Genomic DNA, 23,390 nt, shown 5'->3' with positions numbered 1-23,390 from the left:
GTTGTGGTAACAATATAAACCGTTCATACAATAATAAAACTATTGTCCAATATACAAAATAAAGGACTTTCTTGATCTTCAATGCTTGAAATAGATACCAATGATAGATAAATATATTACCAAGAATCGCGTAACTACATGGACTGAACTATTTTTTATCCATTCGTCTTACTTCGATTTTCTCCCTTATCTTCTACATATTTATCATTTTTGTACGTGATTTTGCTCAAATAGTTTTTTACACTTTGTGAACAAACGCACATAGTGTCGTTAGGATCCTATTCCTCATCTTCCGAAATATGGTAAGCCATAGAAAAAATCTCAGTTTGACTGTCAATTTCGGGATCGTTTTCTTTTCGGATTACGTAATGGTATTCACCGTTATTGTCTTGTTCTCGTGCTTTCACATTATCAGACAGAATGAGCTCTAGTATTTTTATAATCCGTTGTTTCATGCTTTCTTCTACAATCGGGAATGAAATTTCTACCCTCTTTTCCATGTTGCGTGTCATCCAGTCAGCAGATGATAAAAACACATTGTTTTTTCCATTGTGATGAAAATAAAAAATACGGCTATGCTCTAAGTAGCGCCCAACTACGCTGATTACCCGTATGTTCTCACTCACATTCGGGATTCCTGGCTTTAAGCAGCACGTTCCCCGCACAATTACATCGACCTTCACCCCTGCGCGAGAAGCCTCATAAAGTTTCCGAATGAGCACCTTATCCGTTAAAGAGTTCATTTTGACAATAATGTGTCCGTTATCGTATTGCTTGTGATAACAAATTTCCGCATCGATTAACTCGATATAACGATCGCGTATATCAAAAGGCGCAACTGACAATTGATGATAACTCGGTATTTCTCCGTATCCTGTTAAATAGTTAAAAAAGTTTGTGGCATCAATTCCAATCTCTTTCCTCGATGTAATATAACCTAAATCTGTATAGAATTTCGCCGTCGCATCATTATAATTTCCTGTGCCCAGGTGAACAAAACGCTCAATTTTTCCGTTCTTGCGGCGAACGACAAGCGTAATTTTACTGTGCGTCTTTAAATGGCTCATCCCATATATCACTTGGCACCCTGCTTGCTCGAGCTCCTTTGCCCAATGTACGTTGTTTTCTTCATCAAAACGCGCCTTCAACTCAACAAGAACAGCAACTTGTTTCCCATTCTCTGCTGCTGTTTTCAAAGCGGAAATAACAGGAGAATCACCACTTACACGATATAAAGTTTGTTTAATCGCCAATACGTCTGGGTCCTCGGCAGCCTCTGTGACAAAGTCAATTACTGGTTGAAAGGACTCAAACGGATGATGCAAAAGAATATCCTGCTCTAAAGCTTTTTCAAAAATAGCTTCGTCTGAGCGAATGTCTCTAGGGGGCTGCGGAATCAAGGCAGGGTACATTAAATGTTCGTGTGTTTTAGACAATACCTTATATAACGCAAATAAAAAGGTCAAATCCACAGGTCCGTCAATTCTGTACACATCTTTTTCATGGATTTCTAGGGTTGTAAGCAAGAAATCCAGCACCTGCTCGTCCAATCCTTGTTTTCCTATTTCCAAGCGAACGGCAGCTCCCCGTTTTCTCTTTTTCAATTCCTTTTCAATAACTTTTAATAAATCACGAGCACCCTCTTCATGAATGGTTAAATCAGCGTTACGTGTAATGCGAAAACGAGTAACAGACAACACGCCGTAGCCAGTAAACATTTTATGAACGAGGTTACTGATTACATCCTCCAAAAAGATAAACTTTTGTTCTTCTTCTCCGGGAAGAAAAATACAGCGTTCCAGCACGGACGGCACTTGCACAATTCCGAGCTTCGTACGATTTTCCTCAAGCTCTTCTACATCGTCATACAGCATAACCGCTAAGTTTAGACTCTTGTTAAGCAACATAGGAAATGGCCGATATGCATCAATGGCAACGGGGGTTAGAACGGGGAAGATTTGTTCATCAAAGTATTCCTCTATAAAAACTCGCTGTTCTGGTGTTAATTCATCAAAGGAAAGCCGGAATATTCCTTCTTCCTCCAACTTCGGAAGTAATACAGATTGAAATGTATTGTATTGCAGGTCTACCAGTTCATGGGTTTTTTGTGAAATTTGATTTAACTGCCGCCTCGGCGTCAGACCAGCTTTATTTTCAGGCTGGTTAAAGCCCACCCTTACTTGATCTTGTAAGCCAGCTACCCGAACCATAAAAAACTCATCTAAATTAGAGCTAAAAATACTAATAAACTTAAAACGTTCCAACAACGGATTACGTTCATCCAACGCTTCTCGCAATACACGCTCATTGAAGGCAAGCCAACTAAGCTCACGATTGTTGTAATAATCTGTGTTGTTTAAATTAATGAAATCGGTTTGGAGTGTGTTCATACTTACTTACTTCCCCTTCATCTCTATATTTTTTTGATATTATTCTTCATCCGCCTTTATCATACCAGAAGAAGGAGAACCATTTTTTATCTCTATTTATTTTTTTTGTTAATTTTATGTAAATTTTTCCGTGTTTTATTACCATTTTCACGAAAAAATACAACCCAATGCTGTATTCTTGTATGGCACATCTTACTTATCGGCCCTGAATTGTAACATACCTTAAGACACATGGGGTTATCTGAACATAGAATACTTTATGAGTTTTTGAACACAATTCAATCTAAAAATATGTAAACTACTTGTTATATTTCTATGTTCAGAAAACAGTGACTTTCTGGACAATAAAACAGAGGAAATGTTTTGTAGAATAACAATAAAGTTCTTTAATTTCAAAAACCTCAAACACACTTACCCCCGTCCTGATTTTAGGATGGGGGTAAAATAAAGCTATTTAATTTTGGATAGAAAATGCTTCACCGAACTCAAAAAATAACAATAAAGTCGTTTAAAAATCTAAGTTTGATTCCATTTATCTCGTCTTCAGTATTTATCTTTTTTACCTATTAAGAATCGCTGATTTTGTAACGTGGAATGGGCAGAGCCTGTATGATTTACCAGCCAAATTCCTGAAAGCACCAAAATGATTCCTAGTAATGTAATAGCACTTAAATCTTCCTTTAAAAATAGGAATCCTGATAAAGTACCAACTACTGGTACAATTAGCAAAGAAATTGAAGCTTTACTGGCTTCCATTTTAGAAAGAATATGTGACCATATAACAAAAGCTAATGCAGAGGCTAAAATTCCGGAATATAAAAGGTATACTACAGCCATGAGACTCCAATGTGACTCTCCATGTTCAAAACTGAAGGAATACAAAAACAAGCCAATTGCTCCCGCACCCATTTGCCATGTAGTGAATTGAACATTATCACAGCCTTGCAATTTCTTTTTGAAAATCAAACTAGATAGCGCCCACGCTATTGCAGAGCTTAACGCAAGAATGGGAGCCCAGATATTTTCTCCAAGATGAATATTCATTGCTAAAAACAAGCCAAATATTCCGATCAAGATCCCACCCGTCTTACCAGCAGTTAATTTTTCTCCGGGAATGAAATAATGAGCCATAAGTGAAAGAAACAACGGCATGCTATATGTTAGAACAGAAGTAAGTCCCGCGCTTATATAATTTAAAGAAATTTGGATTGCGATATTAAAATAAGTTGTCTGCAGAATTCCACATAGGATATACCATTTCAGTTCCCGTTTACCTGGCATCGGGATTTTTTTAAAATAACTTAATCCAAAAAGGACAATTACCCCAAGCAAAAACCGAAAGGCTGCAAATAAAACAGGCGGGAACACACCATTGCCCAGTTTCATAATAACAAAATTAAAACCCCAAATCATACATAAAAAAAGCATCAATCCATTCATTAATGATTCCCCTATGTCTTTTAGCCTAATATATCTAACAGTAATTAAAGTTTAAAATCATCCCTAGTATTATCATTACAGTTGGTATGGAGGTTGTTCTATGGAAGTCTTCTTCCACTAAATGGCCCGTTTGCGGAACAACTTTATTGTCATTCAACAGTTCTCTAATTTTAACATATAGTGACAAACAAAAAAGAAAGTCACAATTAACTGTAAATAAAACATATATTTATTATAATTCATTTTTTTATATTTTTATTATAAATGAACTCCATAAAGAAAACTCGCCGATTGATGAGCCCTGCTCTTGGGCGAAGATAGGGGCGTAGTTGTACTTATACTTTATTCCTAAAATTTCTCGCTACGTCGAATGACTTCTCGGTTAGAAATTTATACTTTCTTAAAGTATAAAAAAAACAGGCATTTCCTGCCTGTTTCTCAGTTTATAAAAAATAAAAATTTCTCGTTCGTAACTCAGTTACTCTATTTGCTTTAACTTGATGGACATGCGCTATAATCCGCATACTTCTTATAAGCGCATGAAAGGCGAATTACAAAACGTCATCAACCTTCATCAATTACTTCCTTGCAATGTTCGCATTCGTGTAAGTATGATTCGTGTTGCTCTTCGATCTTCCAGCCACAGCCGCGGCAGACCTTCGCAGGTATTCGTCTATAAAATTCTAGGTCTTCCATAACAAGTGCCCCCTTCAATTTTATTCGTACTATTGTATTATTCAGCAAGGTGGTAATTTGATAACTGCTACATAATTCCAATAAAGAAAACTCGCCGATTGGTGAGCCCCACTCTTAGGCGAAGACAGAGACGTGGCTGCACTTATACTGTATTCTTAAAATTTCCGACTACGCCGAATTCGCTTCTAGCTGGAAACTTATACCTTACTAACAATGTAAAAAAGACGCCCGCAGCGTTAAGCTACAGGCGTTTTCCTTGCGTTATTTCGTTTCTTCTTTCGCAGCTTCTTGCTCTGTAGCGTATGCTTTAGCGCTACAGAGGTTAGCTTGGTTACTGATTCCGGCAAGCGAATCAAGAACCGATAAATACTTTTCCCAAATCTTTGCGAACTGAAGGCTTTTCTCCTTAAAGGAATCATTTTCCATAGAAAACTCTTCAATTTCATAATCTTCTCTAGCAAAAGCTTTTACAACCCGATTCCACTTATATTTTCCTGTACAACCGAGTTTAACTTTGAAAGCTGTTCTCGAATTGCCGCAAATGTGGGTTTAACATCAGATGGTGTCTATAAGCAAAAAAGCCCATGATTTACGTTGTATATAAATCATGGGCTTTTTTGTAAGACTCATGCCCGCTTAAACCCTTCTTCCTCCAAATACTGCTTCGCTTCATTATAGGAAGGAAACGTTCCATCAAGGTTTAAACCTGCATACACATTCCACATCTCATCCTCTTGGACTAAAATAAGCGATGCGTTATCTTCATTCACCCAGCGCTCCTCCTCCAAATCTCCAACGATTGCCACTTCAGCAGTTGATCGGGGTGCGAGGGATTGAATCGATTTTGCAATCACTGTGCGCAGCTCTTCCTCTGAGAAATCTCGGATATTAATCATACCTCTGTCATCTGTATTATAGCTGCTTACATATTCTGCATAAACAAATCCATTTCCGTTTGGATGCAAGTGGTATACGACATTTTTCTTATCGCTTGCACTTTCCTCATAATGAAAATTTACACGTTTCATCGATACATCCTTGCGCTTAAGCTCTGGAAAAGATTCAATAATAGCGAGTTTTTGTTCAAAAGTTAACATGTTACCTCCATGTAGATGTGCATTATAGTTCAAATTATTATACCATTAGTAGAAGATAACACCAAAACTAAGGAAATTCTTAGTTGGAAAAGAGGAAATGATTTATGAATGATGGACGATATAGAAAAAATATTCAGGCTGGTCTAGAAGTGGATATTGTACTAAAAAAGGATCAGCGTACAGGAAATACGACGCGTGGAATTGTAAAGGACCTGCTGACGAATTCGCAATTTCATCCTCATGGAATCAAGGTTCGTCTTACAGATGGACAAGTAGGCAGGGTACAAACAATCGTTAACTAATAACAAACAAAAAGAGACAGATTCATACACTTACGAATCTGTCCCTTTTTATCTGATGACAACCATTTTCCCTACCTCGTCACAAATACTATGAGTTATAGGACAAACTTGGAGTTTTAACATGCAACCTAATTTAACTTTAGCTAGCTAATCACTACTTCAGGCAGTTGAACAATCCCCGATAGAAACGCTTATACCATCTCCATTAATCCTATGTTTGCTTATCCCTTATCATTTAGATGCTGCACACATTAATAATACCTATACAATTTGTCCCCTCATAGATAGGTTGATTAATTTGTCTAGTTGTTGACTGCATTTGATAGTTTTAGGATGAGTTAATCCATATAGTTTACCTAGATGAAGTAGTTGCCTTCTTTTTTGCTCAATAATGGCTGGGTTATTTTGTTTAGCATCCAAAAGTACGTCCATCCATTTCAAATCATTAGAATCAGCTTGCTTGTCTTCCATCGGTAATTCAACTAGCACCTTCACCCCTGTAGTTCCCTCCGTATTACGGCAGCCCAGCAATCATAGTGGGAGCGGCATACCTCTCCCACCTTAGACCTGTAGCTTTGCGTCCCTATCTTTCAATAGGTTTGCCTTTATCGAAACTTTATTTTTTATCTATATAAATATACTTTATTTTGTCAATATAGGCGTAACAAGAATCACTATTTGCTGCACTAGTAGCCTCTACAAAATTATTTCTATAGAATCCATCAACACCAAATGGCTCAGTCGTTCTCTTTAATCATTTTCTCATATTTTTACATTTTTTTCAATTATAGTTTTTAGAAAGTTTTACGAGTTGAACTACCTACTACCTTTACTCCCCCCATCATCACACTCCTCTTATACAGGCCATAACCCTCCTAGCCCAAATACTAAGCACATTGTAACAGGTATAAACCGCGCATAAAAAAAGAATACTGAGAAAAGCATCATCTCCGACCGATTCTTTTATTCCAATAGCATAGGAGTGTGAATGGATGGAGCACCAATTAACCTATCTTCTTTCACATTTTGGATATTATGGTATTATATTAGCCTTAATTGGAGGCATTATCGGACTCCCTCTGCCGGATGAAATCCTTCTTACCTTTATTGGATATTGCGTCTTTCAGGGAAACATAGCTTATATTCCTTCCTTACTAAGTGCTTTTTTAGGGACAAGTGGCGGCATTTCGCTTAGCTATCTATTAGGAATCAAATTGGGTTTGCCATTTTTAACAAGGTTTGGACCAAGGCTCCATATTACAGAAGACAGAATTAATAAAACAAGACAATTATTCACAAAACTAGGTCCTTATCTGCTTTTTATTGGATACTTTATTCCTGGCATCCGCCATATTACCGCCTATCTTGCAGGAATTAACGGGTACTCCTTTAAGAAGTTTGCACGGTATGCATACCCTGGGGCATTGCTCTGGTCTTTTACCTTTATTACGTTAGGAAGATCATTAGGAGGAAATTGGAAAATCATTGCTATGTATATCTCTAAATATCGTATATACCTTATGCTAGCTGCGGTTAGTATTATCTGGGGCGCCTATTTATTTTGGAAGAGAAGACAAAAATTGCAATGAATCTAAGGTGGTTATTTATATGAATTTAAAGCTTCAACTTACTACTGCTTTTATAATAAGTTTGTTAGCTCTTATCGGCTTCAGCCTTATGGCTATTCTGATTAGCAAGCAAAGGATTATTTCATTTGATAGTACCGTTATAGCCTTTATTCAAGGCCTTGAGTCCCCAGCTCTGACAGCTATTATGAAATTCTTCACCTTTATTGGATCGACAAGTTCTGTTGCGATACTTGCTATGATTGCCTTATTTTTTCTCTATGTTGTACTCAAGCATCGATCAGAGCTGATTCTATTACTTACTGCCGTTTTAGGAAGCAACCTCCTTTTTATCACATTAAAGCTGTTTTTTCAGCGAGCCCGTCCGGATTTACATCGTCTGATCGAGGTAAGCGGCTACAGCTTTCCGAGCGGCCATGCAACAAATGCATGTACGCTATATGGAACTCTCTCCTTCCTACTATGGCGGCATATTCCTACTCGTTGGGGGCGTACCATCTTAATTATTATCAGTATCGTAATGATTCTTGCAATTGGAATAAGCCGCATTTATCTAGGCGTACATTATCCTAGCGATATCATAGGCGGCTATTTTATTAGTACATTTTGGTTAACCACGCTCATTTGGTTTTATCAACGATATAAGGAAAAGCGATATATGCGGCAGCATGTCAATGGAAACAACGAATAACGATTACCCATATGAGATAAAATGCTGCATATAACAGGCTCTGCATACAGACAAATAATCCCCGTTCCTTTAAGGGATTTCTCTTGAAGGAATGGATAAACTAAACTATGTATTTTTATACGGACAGCATATCCAGCCGGATATGCTCTAATCTAAGACCACATTTTATTTTTGTACGATATTCGGATATTTGATTCATCCCCTCAGAATCATTTCTTTTCACCACACTATTTCTTAAATACTTACAGATTTTCTCCCTTATTAAAACCTCTCCAAAAGCATTATCGGATTCATTTACATAGTTATGCATAATTGGTAGTTAATGCAACAACAATAAAGTAAGAAAATGAAGTCATTTAGAGGCTGGGGAGGGTGATTGATATCATTAAAAGCATCAAGGAATTCATTACATTTCTTTATCACAGCAGCCGCTCCTATAACAAAGAACACCCTATTGAAGACGAACAAAATGTACTAAACAATCAAATACTAACTGGAAATTTAAATCATGACATACAAGAATTCAAAATGATTTTCGAGCGTTCCTCCGATATTGTATATCGCGAATTCCAAGTGGGATGCCAAAAGGGAACTCTTATTTTTTTGGATGGCCTTGTTAGTACAGAATTAATGGATGCAGATATATTAAAGCCGTTATTTAACTATGGAAAAGACCAAGTATGTCCTTCCGAAATCCATCTCATCAAACAACTGCTTCTGGAACAAGTCATTACGGCTGCTCAAATCAGTGAGGGACAAAAAATTGGGGACGTGATTGATCATGTTTTATCAGGTGATACGGCAGTGCTCATTGATGGAATGCAGCAAGCATTATTTATTAGCCTGCAACAATGGGATAAACGCAGCGTAGAGGAGTCTTCAACAGAACCGGTGGTGCGCGGACCACGGGAAGGATTTACCGAAAACTTACGAACAAACACAACTTTAATACGGAGAAGACTAAAAACTCCTAAACTGAAGATGGAGTCCGCAACCGTGGGAAGGTTATCGAAAACAAATATTGTTATGACATATCTCGAAGACATTGCAGACGAATCCTTAGTGGCAGAAGTCCGCAAAAGAATCCACCGAATTGACATTGATGCCGTTTTGGAAAGCGGATATATTGAAGAGCTCATCTCAGACAATCCTTTTTCTATTTTTCCTCAAGTCGCATATACGGAACGGCCTGATAAAGTAGTGGGAAACTTACTGGAAGGACAAATTGGCATTTTAATTGATACCACACCTTTTTGTCTGATTGCTCCGCAAACATTTTTTCAATTTCTTCAAGGCACGGAGGATTATTACCTGCGTTACCCTGTAGCTTCGTTTATTCGTTTCATTCGGTATCTATTTTTGCTTATTTCCTTGCTTTTGCCCTCTCTTTATATTGCGGTGACAACATTCCATCAGGAGATGATACCAACAAGCCTGCTGCTTAGCGTCGCTTCCTCACGTGAGACTGTGCCGTTTCCAGCGTTTGTAGAAGCGTTAATTATGGAAATCTCATTTGAAGGATTACGAGAAGCGGGCGTTCGTATGCCGCGTCCAGTCGGGCAAGCTGTTAGTATCGTAGGTGCCCTCGTAATCGGTCAAGCAGCCGTACAAGCTGGAATTGTTTCAAGTCCAATGGTTATGATCGTAGCACTGACTGGTATCGCATCATTTATCAATCCAAGCTATAACCTAGGGAACTCTATCCGCATCCTTCGGTTTCCTATGATGATACTAGCAGGGGTGATGGGATTGTACGGGGTATTATTAGGGGCAATCGCTCTCCAAATTCATATTTGCCGTCTTCGCTCCTTTGGGGTGCCATATTTTTCACCCGTGGCCCCTATGGATGCCGATAGCATCCTGAAAGACGTCATCATCCGCGCTCCTCGGTGGGCTATGGTGAAACGCCCAGGGCTCGGAGTAAACCACAAGACTAAGCGGATGAAGGACACACTGCGTCCTGGACCTCATCAGAAGTAAATGAGTATTTAAACTAGATGAGATGAGGAAAACGGATGAAAAGAATCTTCACATTACTTATAGTGCTAGTACCGTTACTAACTGGCTGTTGGAGTCGGCAGGAGGTCAATGATGTGGCGATTGTTCTCGGGGTAGCTTTAGATAAGGCGAAGAATGGAAATCTCTTGCTTACCTTGCAGATTGCAGTTCCCAAGGCATCCGGAGGAGCGAGCGAGGCCAACCAAGCTTCTGGGACCACAAAATCAACGATGATGGTTTCTGCAGAAGGAGCATCTATCATAGAAGCATATCGAATCATTCAAGAGAAAATTTCACGGGAAGTTTTTTTTGCTCATGGCCGTGTAATTATTGTGGGAGAAAAACTGGCAAGAGATGGGGTTTCTCCTATTCTGGATTTCTTTTCAAGACATCGGCAGGCACACCTGCGTAATTATCTTCTATTTACGAAAGGAAAGGCAGTTGACATCTTACGGACAAATCCTCACTTTGAAGCAATTACATCAGAAGAACTTAGGGAAAAGGAAAAAATGGAAGTTGGGGTAAAGGTTCGAGTAAGGGAGTTTTGGGATCGAATGCTGACAGATGGAGAAGAGCCTGTTGCAGCCCAAGTGTCAAATCTGCCTGTAGAAGCTGCAAGCCAGAATGAAAGAAAAGACTCTGGAGCATCAAAAAAAATCCCTTCTATTCATGGAACTGCAATCTTTCGAGGAGATCGGCTAATTGGCTGGTTGAATGATAAAGAAACTCGCGGAATTTTGTGGATTCGGAGTGAATTGGAATCTGGAGTCTTGGCAGTACCCATACCAAAGGAAAAAGGCGGCGGAAGGGTCGGCGCTCGAATATGGAAGGCATCCACCAAGGTTAACCCCGTATTACGTAATGACAAGCTAGCAATAAAAATCGAAGCTTATGGTGAAATAGAAATATTTGAGAATTCTTCAAAATTAGATTTAAGCAATCCAATGGTACTTCATACTCTGCAATCCGTCTTTGAAAAAGATGTGGAGGAAAGAATCCAACTAGCTCTAAATAAAACGCAAAAACAATTTAAATCAGACATATTTGGATTTGGACAGGCTGTCTATCGAGCATACCCAAAGAAATGGGAGACGTATTATAAACAGAGGTGGTATAAAATATTCCCTGATTTAGAAGTAACAATCGAGTCTCATGTGAAAATACAAGGGACGGGATTCACTACAAAACCGCTACTGATACCAGATCATATCAAAAATTAACAATATTCTTTTACATACCCTGTCTGGCTAACATCAACTATTATGCAAGTTATCTATAGTTCAAGGGGAAGATGACATGGAACGGATTTCTAATTTTCAACTTTTTACAATCACAATGTTCTTACAGATTGGCACAACAGTTATATTTGGCTTTGCTTCAGCTGCAGGTAGAGATGCCTGGCTTTCTATTTTAATCTCTACAGTTATAGGCATGAGCATCATTTTACTATATACGACCCTTATGAAAATGAACCCTGGTTTAACGCTTGTAGAATGGTTCCCTGCGCAATTTGGTCGATGGCTAGGTATACCTCTTGCATGGCTCTACCCTCTTTTATTTCTATATGTGGCAGGACGTATATTTTCTGACTTAAAGTCGCTAATACCAGCAACGCTTCTGCCAGGTACACCGCCATGGTTTGTTGTTATAAGCATGTTATTAGTTATTGTATATTGTCTATTTTCTGGAATTGAAGTATTGGCGCGGTTCACAGAGTATTTGTTACCCGTTCTGCTTTTGCTATTCATACTAGAGATTATCCTGTTATTTAGCTCAGGAGTTGTCGACTTTAAACATGTGCGGCCTATTTTAGGACAAGGCTGGGGAAAGATTTGGTCGGCTGTATGGCCGACAGGTATCACCCAAACGTTTGCAGAAACTTTGATCTTAGCTATGCTTTGGCCCTCTGTAAAAAAACCGGAAAAAGTCAGAAAAACAACTTTTATCGCAACCTTGCTATCAGGGCTTACCATTACTGCTTTTAGCCTAATGGCGATTCTCGTTTTGGGTGAAGGTATAGTCAGTCATACAGTATATCCCCTGTATGTATTAGTTAGACAAATATCAATTGCAGATTTCCTAGAAAATTTAGATGCAATGGTAGCTTTAACTATGATCATCATGGCCTATGTTAAGGTGACCATTTACTTATTTGTAGCAATTCGCGCGATTCAAATTTTACTGAATATGCTTGATAATCGCCTTATTATCTTCCCTGTGGCAGTTGTTACATATTTGTTAGGTATGACAATGTCCCAAAATATAAATGAACATTTCTATATTGGTATCACTGCGTTTCCTCTTTATGTATGGGTACCCTTATTAATCATTCTACCGATTCCACTATTAATTGTTACAGTGATAAGAAGAAAATTGCTTAAAACACACTTATAAAAAAACTTGCCGATTGGCAAGCCCTGCTCCCCGGATGAAGACAGAAGCGTAGTTGCACTGATACTGTATTCCTAAAATTTCTCACTACGTCGAATGGTCTATTTATACTTTCTGTGCAAAATGAATAAACCTGCGAGGAGTGTAACAGAAATGAATCAATACCTATGGCCATGGCAAACACATGTGATGCTGCAATACCCATGGGCACTGCTTGCATTTTTTATCATTCTTTCCATCCCTTTGTCCATTATTTCTTGGAAACGACAAAAGAAATAATGGATTAGACTTTCTTAAGGTGTAAAGAAAACTCGTCGATTGGTGAGCCCCGCCCTTGGGCGAAGACAGAGGCGTAGTTGTACTTATACTGTGTTCCTAAAATCCCCTCCTACGTCGAATTCACTTCCAGATGGAGATTTACACCTTACTACAGTGTAAGCAAAACTGAGCACAGGAAAATTATCCTCGCTCAGTCCTTTCTCGTTTTTGAATAGCTATCAGACTATAATCCACCTATACAAACACAAATAAATCCTGATTTCGTTTATATAATTCTTTAAATAATTCATAGTAATGACTATATATCTCTACATTCTCTCGGATAGGCTCGACTATCTCTGAATGAAATGAAATCAGCTTTTTACAAGCTTCTTCAAGCGAAGGATATATGCCTACCCCGACACCAGCGATAATCGCAGCACCTACACAAGCCTCTTCATTTGTTTTAGTCGTATACACGGGCTTATTGAAAATATCTGCTTGTATTTGCAGCCATAATCTGCTTTTCGCTCCGCCCCCTGATGCAATGACTCTATTAGCAGGAATGCCTAGTGATTCAATAATTTCCAAAGAGTCTCTTAGAGAATACGTCACTCCTTCCATTACTGCCCTCACAAGATGGTCATCTCGATGCTTGAGCGTTAAGCCAAAGAAAATCCCTTTTGCATTTGGGTCTAAATGTGGCGTTCTTTCCCCAGTTAAATAAGGTAAAAAGATAAGGCCTTCACTTCCCGGTGCAATAGTTTCTGCCATTTTCGTTAATGTTTGAAAATCATTCGCTCGCAAAACATTTGATTTTAGCCACCCCAGAGAAAGACCGCTATTTAAACTCGAACCTTGAATATTCCAAGTATCAGGGTGGATATGGCAAAATGTATTGGTTCTTAGTTGCGGGTCATACGCCGGTTTCTCAACCATTACCGCAATTTGTCCGCCTGTTCCAATATTTGAAGAAACAATGCCGGGGAAGACAATCCCATTTCCTACCGCCTGCATAAATTGATCTCCACCGCCAAATACAACAGGGATCCCTTTCTGTAACCCAGTCTCTTCAGCAGCACATGTTGTAATTTCACCAGCCACTTCGTATGGTTCATAACAAGGCGGGAACAAATTCTCCTTAATCCCCAGCTTGTTAATTAAAGAAGTGGCCCATTTTCGCTTGGCAACATCAAATGCAAGTGTACTGGAGGCATCTGTTACTTCAACTGCGAGCTCCCCTGTTAATCGATAGCGTATATAATCTTTCGGCAGAAGAATCGTATCAGCTTTTGCATAGTTTTCCGGTTCATTTTCCTTTACCCATAATAAAGAGGAAATTGCAAAACCTGTTGAAACCGAATTCATCATGCTGTCGATTACCTGTTCCTGCTGAATAAGTTGATTGATCTTTTCCACTTGTGTTTTTGAACGTTGATCGGACCAAATAATGGCGGGACGAATTACTTCTCCTTTATGGTCAACTAGTACAAGACCATGCATTTGGCCTGATAATCCGATTCCACCTATCAAAGCTGGATCTACATGTTCTTTTTCTAGTATTGTTCTCAATACATTAACAGTTGCAGACCACCATACATTAGGGGATTGCTCCGCATAACCGATTTCAGGCACTTGAATAGAGTAACTTTCTTGCGCATCTGCGATTACATCCCCTTCCACGTCCATTACAATTGCTTTTACACTTGAAGTCCCTAAATCAATACCTATTAGATATTTCATATTTACTTATGCCCCTTTCTTGCTCCCATTTCGATAAAATTCCAGTTCTATGAGTCTAATCAGGTAAAATAATGATTGCTTTAGGTCTACCTTCTATCTTTCTAGTTACTGTACTCCCTATTACAGTAACTAGAAAGATAGAGAGAATCAATATAATTATCCATTTTTACCATAGTCTACATCACCTCTATCCTATTCTTTTCTACTGTCATAACATAAAGTATATAAACATATATAAAATCTTATTTAGTTTCTCGACATGATGATCTACTTAACTGACATATCTATCGATGTATTACATTCATTCTTTATATCGGAACATTAGAATACAAAACAAGACCTCGCTGTACAGCGCCGAGGCCTTCAGGTCTTTTACACAGAGTTGCTCTTCATAAAGAAAACTCGTCGATTGGCGAGCCGTTAGGCAAAGACAGAAGCGCAATTGCACTTACACTTTATTCCTAAAATTTCTCGCTACGTCGAACGGTCTCCAGCTAGAAACTTCTTTCTTAAAGTGCAAGAAAAAAATCTAGCCTATTTCCATCGACTTTACTTTCTCTACATCATAAAAAATGAGTATTCATCACTTTATTTTTTAACTCTAGCCAGGTGGTTCTTTCGAAATATAGCAACTACTAATAAAAGAACAGGATAGAAAAAGCCTATTGTTAAAATATAAGGTACCCAAGTTAGAGTATCCCACTTCTGTTGATAAGTAAAATTCGGATACACACTAACAGAAAGAATAACTATCATCATTCCAATAGGGAAAGTTAATGGTCGATAATCTTTTAATTTGAACATTTGCCCTAGACCTAAAACAGTAGCGTAAAAATAAAGCGATGTTTTGATATAGAGCGAAAATAACCACATAACTTCTAGAATAGCTTCAATTCGTTCTAGAAAATTTCCGATAGTTGCTCTTCTAGCCAACTCATAGCTTGGATATAAATATCTTGCTGTATGAAAAGGGCCAAGAACGAAAATGCTCAAAGTTATAATCATAACCATAATAAGTCCGCCAATAAAATGACCAATAAAAAAGGCTTTGCGCATTTCTTTCCAATTATTCACATAAGCAGGAAAAACCACTAGTAAAGCAATAAGGGTTAGGGAAGCTATGCTTAAAAATACTAAGGCAGACCATACTATAGGCTTCATTCCTGTTTCTAAGACAGGCTGTATGTTGTTAGCCTTTATTTGAGGAAAGGTAGAAAGTATTAAAATTATAAAAAGGATAATAAAAAATGGGAACAAAATTTCCGCACAACGAGCTAATGATTCAATCCCAAGACGCACGCCCGTAACAACAACAATCATAAAGAGAATGTGGATCCATATCATTGGAGTTTCAGGCATAATTTCTGAAAGCAAAAAATTCCCTAAATAAAACACGACCTGACTACAAGAAGTTAATGTAAAGAAAATAAATACGAGAGAAACAGTTTTGCCCAACCATTTCCCTAAAAGTGTCTCATTTAATTCAATCAGGTTCTGATTAGGAAAATGGTTCCCTACAGCGCTATACAACCATACCAATAATAAACCTGCCCCCACACCAATGGTTGCTGCTATCCAGGCATCTTGTTTTGAATTAGCAGCCATACTTCCCGGGACAACTAAGATCGTACTGCCGACAGTATATAGCGTCACTAATGCCACAAATTGATAAAAGGATACTTTCCTTTTCTTGAGCATCTTATCCCCTTATCCCCTCTTTTTATTTTAATAAACCTTGCAAGATGTAACCTAACGGCTCAAAAATGACTGCCACCCAATCTAGAGGGTTTGGAATATCCAGCTGTAAACCCTTTGCAATACCTAACACGGTACTACACAGGAGTAAGAATGAAAATATCCATAATTCCTTTTTCATTTTCGCTTTCCAAAGCGAAGGAACTTCAATGATTAAAATGACTATGGCTACAAAGAGCATTCCTAAGACTGACCACATGTATGTTTGCTCCTTTGTGTCACTTACAAAAGTATGAATTGTAAAATGCGTTTATAAATCTTTTTTGATAAAGAAAACTCGCCGATTGGCAAGCCCTGCTCCCCGGGCGAAGACAGAGGCGTAGTTGCCCTTATACTGTATTCCTAAAATTTCTCACTACGTCGAATGAACTTTTATCTGGAAATTTATACTTTCTTACAGTATAAATTTAATGTTCCATAATTCTCTAAAAATCTAGCCCTAAAATCAAATTACATTTTTCCCTTTGCTTTTTCTTACCTTTAGAATAATGGCTTTGACCTCTTATGCTGTTTAGATTATCCAAAATATAGTTATATTTATGCCCGTTCCCTTCTCCGATTATAAGAATCACTACAAATTAGGAGAGAATCCATTTAAATTTATGCAGCTCCCAAATATTTGTTGAATTTGCTGAGTGTATCAAAAATCCCGAAAACTATTATTCCTTATATAAAAAATAAAGGATAACCGTTTAGGTTATCCTCCTAGAAAAATACAGAAACGCTATTTATTCCTTCTCAACTATTTGGCAGGAATGCTTATGCTTGTTACAGGATTTACCCGCGGGACTTTCCACCTGAAATGTTTACAGTCGTACCTGTGATATAGCTTGCACGGTCTGAAGCCAGATACGTAATCAGTTCACCGATTTCATCCAGCTGTCCGGGACGCCCAAGCGGGATTGCTTTACTGTAATCTGTTCCAAGACCCTCTACTGTTACTCCCCGTGTATAAGCTAATGCTTCATTATAAGCAGGTGTTGTTAAACCAGTTTGTTCATTAATCCCTGGTGCAACACCAACTACACGGATGTTAAATTTCCCAAGTTCTTTAGCCCAAGAACGGGTGAATCCATTAACAGCACCCTTTGTAGCAGAATAAGCACTTTGCCCGGCAGATCCCTCCATGCCCGCTTCGGAGGAAACATTAATAATAACACCCTTATTATTTTTGATCATTACTCGCGCAGCTGCTTGTGCACAAAGGTATGGTCCCTTCTGATTCACAGCAACCATGAAGTCGAAATCCTTATCATTTAACTCGTACTCCGGCTTTTCGCCACGGAAGTCAACAAGTAAACGCGGTAAGTTCACACCAGCATTGTTAACCAAAATGTCTACTGTTCCAAATCGTTCTACGGCTTGGCTTATCATATTCTCAACGCTTTGTTTATTCGTGACATTGCATTGGATATGGTATGTTCCATCAGCTTGTTCCCCAGTACTTACACTCAGATCAGCAACAATAACCTTTGCGCCGTTCTTTACCAAATTCTCTGTTATTTTTAAGCCGATTCCAGATGCGCCGCCTGTAACAATTGCTACTTGATTTTCTAATTGTAACCATGATTGATTCATTTTCTTTTCCCCCTTAATTAGCTATATAAAATTGAGTATGATTTAGAAAAGCGAAAATACGAAATAACTTCCGATTCTTCCTTGTAATTTTTGGATTTCCTGAATGATCCTCTAGGAAAAGTCTTTCTATTACTATTAAATTACTAACTCTATTTTCTAAGGATCTGAATCTGCGAGCCCACTTCTGGAACTTGAATGTCAGTATCCTCAAGATATAAAGTCCCTGGCAGTTCAGGAGTATCGAAGCCATTAAAGTTCAATGTAATATGTCCTAGTGATCCCAAGTTCTTTTTCACTGCATCGCCTACAGCTGTAATTTTATATTCTTTGTTATTGAATACTAAAACGTCCCCTTGTCCAATTTCACCGTCAATTTCTTTTACATTAATTAATAAGCAGTAGTCCGCTAGTTCAGCAGGAGCATTATCTCCGAATAAAATAAACATTTTTTCTCCAAGAAAGTCTGATACAGATGAACCAATTTTATTAATTGTAGTTTGGTAAACTGTTTGCATATTAATTCCTCCAACATCCTATGTGAGTTTATAGAGAGAAATAACATCAAGATGAATTGATTGTATTTCTCTCCGCCTTCTTCATGATGAATCAAATAATTATTTATCCTTTTCAAGCTTTATTCATACATTCCAAAGCTTGCGAGCCATGCAATAAATACCGTTGGTGCTCCTGTTAAGAAACGGGAATATAAAACAGCGGGTACTCCGACTTCAATCGTTTCAACCTCGGCCTCTGCTAGTCCTAGCCCTACTGGAACGAAGTCTGCCGCAGCTTGAGAGTTAATTGCGAAAAGCGCTGGTAATGCCAGATGAGCTGGAATGTTCCCTTTTCCAATTTCCACACCAATCAATGTACCGATTACTTGCGCAATAACAGATCCAGGTCCTAAAAATGGTGAAAGTAACGGGAAGGAACAAACTAGAGAAATTAAGAGTAATCCAGGTAAGGTGCCTGCATACGGTGACAAATACTTTGCAACTACATCCCCAAGTCCAGATGCTTTAATGACACCAATTAACATCGCAACAAATCCCATGAATGGCAAAATCGTTTTGATAACTGTATCAATCGCTTCACGGCCTGCTTGATAAAATACGCTGACAATGGAGCCCATAGCCATACCAATACGTGCAATCGCACCTTTAGGTTTTTGCTGTTCACTAATTTTCTTACCTGCGCTATACTTAGGTTGATTGCTTTTTTCTGCTTCAGCAGTAGATTGAACATTAGCTGTTTGAGGTGTTGCCGCACCTTCATACAAGCTGATATTCGCCGGTTTTACTCCAGAGACATAAATGTCTTCTGTAATGTGCTTTGCCAATGGACCACTCTTTCCTGTTGGCATGACGTTAATTGTCATGATTCGTTTTTGTGGATATAAACCGCATCGTAAGGTTCCGCCACAGTCGATAATGACACAGGCCATTTCGCTCTCTGGAACACTTGTTTTAAAGCCATCCACTAATTCACAGCCTGTTAATTCTGCAATTCGATCCGCGATATCAGGCTTCGTTCCACCTGTAATATACACAACTTTGTTTTTCGTTTCTGTCGGCGTAATTACTAACGGACCACCAAATCCGCCTGGTCCTGCTTGTACAAGAATAGGGTTATAGCTTTGAGCCACTTTGCCTTCTCCTCCGATTACTGCGCTGCTTGTACCCATGTGTTTCCCCTCCTTATAGATCAACTGCTTCTTTCAACTTCACACCTTGTTGTTTCGCTACAAAGGCTGTTGTTATATCTGTTACCCAGCCTCTTAGAAAGTTCGTCACAATCCCTACCAGAAAATAACGAACCGCCAATTCTGTCGTTTCAAAGCCGAGTGTTGTAATCCCGGCCGCAATTCCTAAGAATACGAATAATTCTCCTGGATTAACATGTGGGAACAGTCCATTGTGTGTGTGACAAGAAAATGACGCCGCCGCATAATAACTCGGTTTATATTTTTCTGGCAGAAATCTGCCTAGCGATAATGTCATTGGGTTCGCTAACACAAATGTTCCGATGATTGGAAGAACAAAATATCTTGTGAACGGGTTTTTACCTGACTTTCTTGCCAGCTTCTCTACTCTTTCTTCCCCGACTAGACGAATGAGAGCATTCATGGCAATCAAAAGCATAATCAATAATGGTACAATTCCAGTTACTAAGCTTACGAAAGTTTCAGCGCCTGCTCTAAACAAGCCCATAAATCCATCTGCGAACTTTACAATGTAATCCATCTTGCTTTCACCTCAACGTATTTATTTTTATTTTTTAGCTGGTATAAATAGGTCGATCCATCCTCTCTTAACCTTTAACTCACCTCCTTTAGCGATGATATGGTAGCTGTTCAAAGCATCGTGAATGGCCAATTTTGTTAATTTATTTACCTTCTGAAGATCCTCTTCACTTAATTTTAATAAGTTTTTCCCCTCAAAACCTTTTAAATTTCTTACTCCCGAGAAGACTGTTACTCCTTGCATTCTAGCAGCCCTTAAAATAGTATTTTTCCGGTCAATTGCAAACATAACAACCGTACCAGCCCGAAACATTGCCGTTTTCTTCCCAATCGCCACTCTTCCTAGTTTTCTCAGCTCGGCATATTTCTTATTAAAATGTCTAATCTGAAAAAAACCCAAAATACTTTGGAGAAGCCATGAACAACCGATTAAAACAATGATGTACCAAATCATGAATTCCCTCCCTTTCAAAAGTCGAACAGAACAACAAGTGATTGTCGACAAAATTAAATTTCTTTCTATGGATTGATTATATTACGACACAATAGATAATGTAATCACTTACATATATAACATTGTCACAATCATAATCACGACATTTTTTAAGGGATATACATTAAAAAATGTCGCGATTGACATAATGACATTTTTTAATAAAGAAAACTCGCCGATTGGCAATCCCTGCCCTTGGGCGAAGACAGAGACGTAGCCCTACTTATACTTTGTTCCTAAAATTTCTAACTACGCGAATTGTCTTCCAGCTAGAAATTTATAATTTCTTAAATTGTAAAGGAAAAAGAGATTCAGATATTAGGAAGTGAATAGTCTCAACGTTAATTACTCCCATAGAAGTAGTAAAGAAAACTTGCTAATTGGTGAGCCATCAGGTGAAGATAGAGGATTAGTTGCACTTGAATTTCGACCCTCAAATTTCTAGATACATCAAGTTAACATCTTAGCTGGAAGCCTCTCCTTTCTTAAATATAGAAAAAATTCACCTCTTTTTTTTCCTAGCTAGTCTCTCTCTTTAATTTTGTCGTTGACTTTACATGATGAATACGCATAATATTATTTCGATATTAAATTTTGTCAGGAGTGTTCGTAATGCTCGAAAAAGGAGAAATTCAGCTTAACTCTAGGCAACAGCAAATTCTCTTGCTTCTCCTAAGGTCTCCTTCTCCGGTAACATTGAAGGAAATTTCAAAGGAGATTGCAATTAGCGGCCGCACCGTTCAAAGGGAGCTGGTCGGATTGGATCATTTTTTGGAGGCCTATGGTCTTATCTTAAATAAAAAGACAGGAGTTGGGCTGTCTTTAGAAGGTGAGGAGTATGCTCGCGAGAAGCTGCTGCAGTACTTGTCCATCAATCAATCCAATAAAATATTTTCACCTGAGGAACGTCAATATATTCTGAAGCAATTGTTGCTCACATTAAAAGAACCAACCAAGCTTTACTATTTCAGTACAAAATTTAATGTGACAGAAGCAACGATTAGCAATGACCTGCTAAAGATCGAGCCTTGGTTTGAAAAACATGGTATCAAGCTTATCCGTAAGCCTGGATTCGGGGTTTATATTGAGGGAAATGAAAAAAGCATTCGAGAGGCAATTGTTGATTTATTTTATCAGCATTTTAGTCAGGAACAATTGATGGAGGTTCTTTCCACCTATTCGGATCCTTCTTCCGATAAGGTAAAACTGCACCTTTCCATCCGAAACCGGCTGCTGCAATTTATTGATCCTGACACAATATCCAAAATTGAAACGGTGGTACAGAAAACCGAGGAATGGGGTTACATCCTAACGGATAGCGCCTATGTGGGTTTAGTCGTTCATATCGCATTAGCTGTTCAACGTTTAAAAAACGGTGAGATTATTACAATTGCTCCAGATGCTTTTAACAGCATAAAGGATACGCAGGAATATGAAGCTGCCGGCAAAATGGCGGAAGACCTGGATTCCCTTCTTGCAATCCAGATCCCCTACAGTGAAATTGGGTATATTACAATGCATCTTTTGGGAGCCAAGGTGAAAAGATTACATTCAGCTCCTATCTATACAAATGAAATCGATGAATATGTGTATCATATGATACACATTGTAGAAAACGAAATTAGGGTCAATTTAGCTAGCGACTCTTCACTTATCGAACACCTAAGCACACATTTGAGATCAGCTATTCATCGAATTAAGTTAAATATGGAATTTCGAAATCCTCTTCTGGGGAACATTAAAGAAAAATATCCTCATATTTTTGCTGCTACCAATAAGGCAGCCACATACTTAGAAAAGAAATTGCACTGCCGGGTCCCAGAAGAGGAAATCGGATATTTGGCTATGCATTTTGGTGCTGCAGCGGTAAGAAATGAGGAGCTCAAGAATAAATCCTATCGTGTACTTCTTGTTTGCACGAGTGGAATCGGAACTTCCCACTTGCTATCAGCCCAGATTGAAAAGCAATTTTCTTATATAGAAGTTGTGGATGTTGTTTCCCTTCTTCATCTTAGTGAATGGATTAGAAAAAATCCGCCAGTTGATTTAATTATTTCAACAGTGCCATTTGAATGCGAAGGACAAGTGGTAGTTGTAGTGAATCCGTTTCTCCTTCCCCAGGATATTCAACTAATTGAAGGGTATTTAAAACAATTAAAAAGTTTAGAGAAGGGAGAGCGGGGAATTGTGCATACAAACATCGAAATTGAAGACACCGTTCAGAAGGTCAATCGTTACGGAGAGGCCATGACGCAGTTATTGAATCATGTGTTTATTTGTACTGATAGTGATGCGTCAACAAAGGAAGAAGTTATCAAGCAAGTAGCAGAATATGTACACTCCCGGTTTACTGAGATTGATTCTGCATCTCTCGCAGAAGAGCTGCGGAAAAGAGAAGAAATAGGAGCATTAGTTATTGAAGAAGAAAGGCTCGCGATGCTCCATTGCCGCAGTCATCTCATCAATCAGATGTGTATCTGCTTGTTTAAAGTAGAAAGAGACGTAGACTGGGAGCATAACACAGGCGTTCGTACAGTACTAGTCCTGCTCGCTCCAAAAGGCGCCCCGAAAGAACATATTGAAATTATTAGTGAAGTGAGTAAAGCATTAATTGAAGATGATTTTGTTAGAGCTCTAGGGGGAGCAGATATGGAAGAAGCTAAAAATCAAATTAAATCTGTTCTCGGAAAAGGATACTTATTGAAATCAAACGCATTATTGAGTAGGTGA

The 23,390-nt window shown here is 38.4% G+C and carries 22 protein-coding genes, 1 pseudogene and 1 riboswitch; of the genes and pseudogenes, 8 read left to right on the top strand and 15 right to left on the bottom strand.

Annotated features, from left to right (window positions below; genetic code table 11):
- Window positions 1–278 precede the first annotated feature (278 nt).
- The 6 genes and pseudogenes from EP737_RS22260 to EP737_RS22245 all read right to left on the bottom strand — a co-directional run bounded on the left by EP737_RS22260 (window position 279) and on the right by EP737_RS22245 (window position 5,623).
- The gene (locus EP737_RS22260) at window positions 279–2,390 is read right to left on the bottom strand and encodes an RNA degradosome polyphosphate kinase (protein ID WP_129731112.1); all 2,112 of its coding nucleotides are present in this window, start codon (window positions 2,388–2,390) and stop codon (window positions 279–281) included.
- 543 nt (window positions 2,391–2,933) lie between these two features.
- Window positions 2,934–3,818, bottom strand: a complete 885-nt coding sequence (locus tag EP737_RS22255) for a DMT family transporter (protein WP_281278919.1) — start codon at window positions 3,816–3,818, stop codon at window positions 2,934–2,936.
- Window positions 3,819–4,394: 576 nt separating this feature from the next.
- Window positions 4,395–4,526, bottom strand: a complete 132-nt coding sequence (gene yhfH, locus EP737_RS22250; protein ID WP_129731108.1) for a protein YhfH — start codon at window positions 4,524–4,526, stop codon at window positions 4,395–4,397.
- 261 nt (window positions 4,527–4,787) lie between these two features.
- Entirely contained in the window at window positions 4,788–4,952 is a 165-nt protein-coding gene (locus EP737_RS25780; protein ID WP_165350886.1) for an ABC transporter ATP-binding protein, read from the bottom strand.
- A gap of 11 nt (window positions 4,953–4,963) precedes the next feature.
- Window positions 4,964–5,068 (bottom strand): annotated as a pseudogene (locus EP737_RS26975) (hypothetical protein); the annotation flags it as partial.
- A gap of 84 nt (window positions 5,069–5,152) precedes the next feature.
- A complete protein-coding gene (locus EP737_RS22245; protein ID WP_129731106.1) occupies window positions 5,153–5,623 on the bottom strand; it encodes a hypothetical protein in 471 nt (156 codons plus the stop codon).
- Window positions 5,624–5,727: 104 nt separating this feature from the next.
- Here EP737_RS22245 and EP737_RS22240 point away from each other — a divergent pair, with 104 nt between their 5' ends.
- Window positions 5,728–5,925 (top strand): YwbE family protein, encoded by a 198-nt coding sequence (locus tag EP737_RS22240; RefSeq protein ID WP_129731104.1) that lies wholly within the window; start codon window positions 5,728–5,730, stop codon window positions 5,923–5,925.
- 261 nt (window positions 5,926–6,186) lie between these two features.
- On the opposite strand, the gene EP737_RS22235 is transcribed toward EP737_RS22240, so the two are convergent.
- Window positions 6,187–6,420, bottom strand: a complete 234-nt coding sequence (locus tag EP737_RS22235; protein ID WP_246040343.1) for an aspartyl-phosphate phosphatase Spo0E family protein — start codon at window positions 6,418–6,420, stop codon at window positions 6,187–6,189.
- A 20-nt stretch (window positions 6,421–6,440) separates the two neighbouring features.
- A riboswitch (cyclic di-GMP riboswitch) is annotated at window positions 6,441–6,539 on the bottom strand.
- Between the two features lie 378 nt (window positions 6,540–6,917).
- Here EP737_RS22235 and EP737_RS22230 point away from each other — a divergent pair.
- From EP737_RS22230 to EP737_RS26645, 6 genes are all read left to right on the top strand, one after another.
- Complete coding sequence (locus EP737_RS22230; protein WP_129731101.1) at window positions 6,918–7,514, top strand: DedA family protein; 597 nt, start codon at window positions 6,918–6,920, stop codon at window positions 7,512–7,514.
- A gap of 19 nt (window positions 7,515–7,533) precedes the next feature.
- Entirely contained in the window at window positions 7,534–8,202 is a 669-nt protein-coding gene (locus EP737_RS22225) for a phosphatase PAP2 family protein (RefSeq protein ID WP_129731099.1), read from the top strand.
- Window positions 8,203–8,574: 372 nt separating this feature from the next.
- Complete coding sequence (locus EP737_RS22220) at window positions 8,575–10,182, top strand: spore germination protein (protein WP_129731096.1); 1,608 nt, start codon at window positions 8,575–8,577, stop codon at window positions 10,180–10,182.
- 35 nt (window positions 10,183–10,217) lie between these two features.
- Entirely contained in the window at window positions 10,218–11,420 is a 1,203-nt protein-coding gene (locus EP737_RS22215) for a Ger(x)C family spore germination protein (RefSeq protein WP_129731094.1), read from the top strand.
- 76 nt (window positions 11,421–11,496) lie between these two features.
- Window positions 11,497–12,594 carry a GerAB/ArcD/ProY family transporter gene (locus EP737_RS22210; RefSeq protein WP_129731091.1) on the top strand — a complete coding sequence of 366 codons (1,098 nt, stop codon included), beginning with the start codon at window positions 11,497–11,499 and terminating at the stop codon, window positions 12,592–12,594.
- A gap of 150 nt (window positions 12,595–12,744) precedes the next feature.
- Entirely contained in the window at window positions 12,745–12,870 is a 126-nt protein-coding gene (locus EP737_RS26645; protein WP_281278918.1) for a hypothetical protein, read from the top strand.
- A 234-nt stretch (window positions 12,871–13,104) separates the two neighbouring features.
- On the opposite strand, the gene xylB is transcribed toward EP737_RS26645, so the two are convergent.
- From xylB to EP737_RS22170, 8 genes are all read right to left on the bottom strand, one after another.
- On the bottom strand, window positions 13,105–14,592 hold the full coding sequence (xylB, locus tag EP737_RS22205; RefSeq protein WP_129731089.1) for a xylulokinase: 1,488 nt from the start codon (window positions 14,590–14,592) through the stop codon (window positions 13,105–13,107).
- A gap of 588 nt (window positions 14,593–15,180) precedes the next feature.
- Window positions 15,181–16,290, bottom strand: coding sequence for a GerAB/ArcD/ProY family transporter (locus tag EP737_RS22200; RefSeq protein WP_129731087.1), 1,110 nt, complete (start codon window positions 16,288–16,290; stop codon window positions 15,181–15,183).
- Window positions 16,291–16,312: 22 nt separating this feature from the next.
- Complete coding sequence (locus EP737_RS22195) at window positions 16,313–16,546, bottom strand: hypothetical protein (protein WP_129731084.1); 234 nt, start codon at window positions 16,544–16,546, stop codon at window positions 16,313–16,315.
- 578 nt (window positions 16,547–17,124) lie between these two features.
- Entirely contained in the window at window positions 17,125–17,925 is an 801-nt protein-coding gene (locus tag EP737_RS22190) for an SDR family oxidoreductase (RefSeq protein WP_129731082.1), read from the bottom strand.
- A 149-nt stretch (window positions 17,926–18,074) separates the two neighbouring features.
- Window positions 18,075–18,440 (bottom strand): PTS glucitol/sorbitol transporter subunit IIA, encoded by a 366-nt coding sequence (locus tag EP737_RS22185; protein ID WP_129731079.1) that lies wholly within the window; start codon window positions 18,438–18,440, stop codon window positions 18,075–18,077.
- A 119-nt stretch (window positions 18,441–18,559) separates the two neighbouring features.
- On the bottom strand, window positions 18,560–19,609 hold the full coding sequence (srlE, locus tag EP737_RS22180; RefSeq protein WP_129731076.1) for a PTS glucitol/sorbitol transporter subunit IIB: 1,050 nt from the start codon (window positions 19,607–19,609) through the stop codon (window positions 18,560–18,562).
- Between the two features lie 13 nt (window positions 19,610–19,622).
- A complete protein-coding gene (gene srlA / locus EP737_RS22175) occupies window positions 19,623–20,168 on the bottom strand; it encodes a PTS glucitol/sorbitol transporter subunit IIC (RefSeq protein WP_129731073.1) in 546 nt (181 codons plus the stop codon).
- A gap of 27 nt (window positions 20,169–20,195) precedes the next feature.
- Window positions 20,196–20,621, bottom strand: coding sequence for a transcriptional regulator GutM (locus EP737_RS22170; protein WP_129731071.1), 426 nt, complete (start codon window positions 20,619–20,621; stop codon window positions 20,196–20,198).
- Window positions 20,622–21,272: 651 nt separating this feature from the next.
- Here EP737_RS22170 and EP737_RS22165 point away from each other — a divergent pair.
- Complete coding sequence (locus EP737_RS22165; protein ID WP_129731068.1) at window positions 21,273–23,390, top strand: BglG family transcription antiterminator; 2,118 nt, start codon at window positions 21,273–21,275, stop codon at window positions 23,388–23,390.

Source organism: Ectobacillus funiculus, from assembly GCF_004138295.1.
Classification (GTDB): Bacteria; Bacillota; Bacilli; order Bacillales; family Bacillaceae_G; genus Ectobacillus; species Ectobacillus funiculus.
The sequence above is the reverse complement of the archived record's forward strand: the minus strand, read 5'-3'. Positions and strand labels throughout refer to the sequence as shown.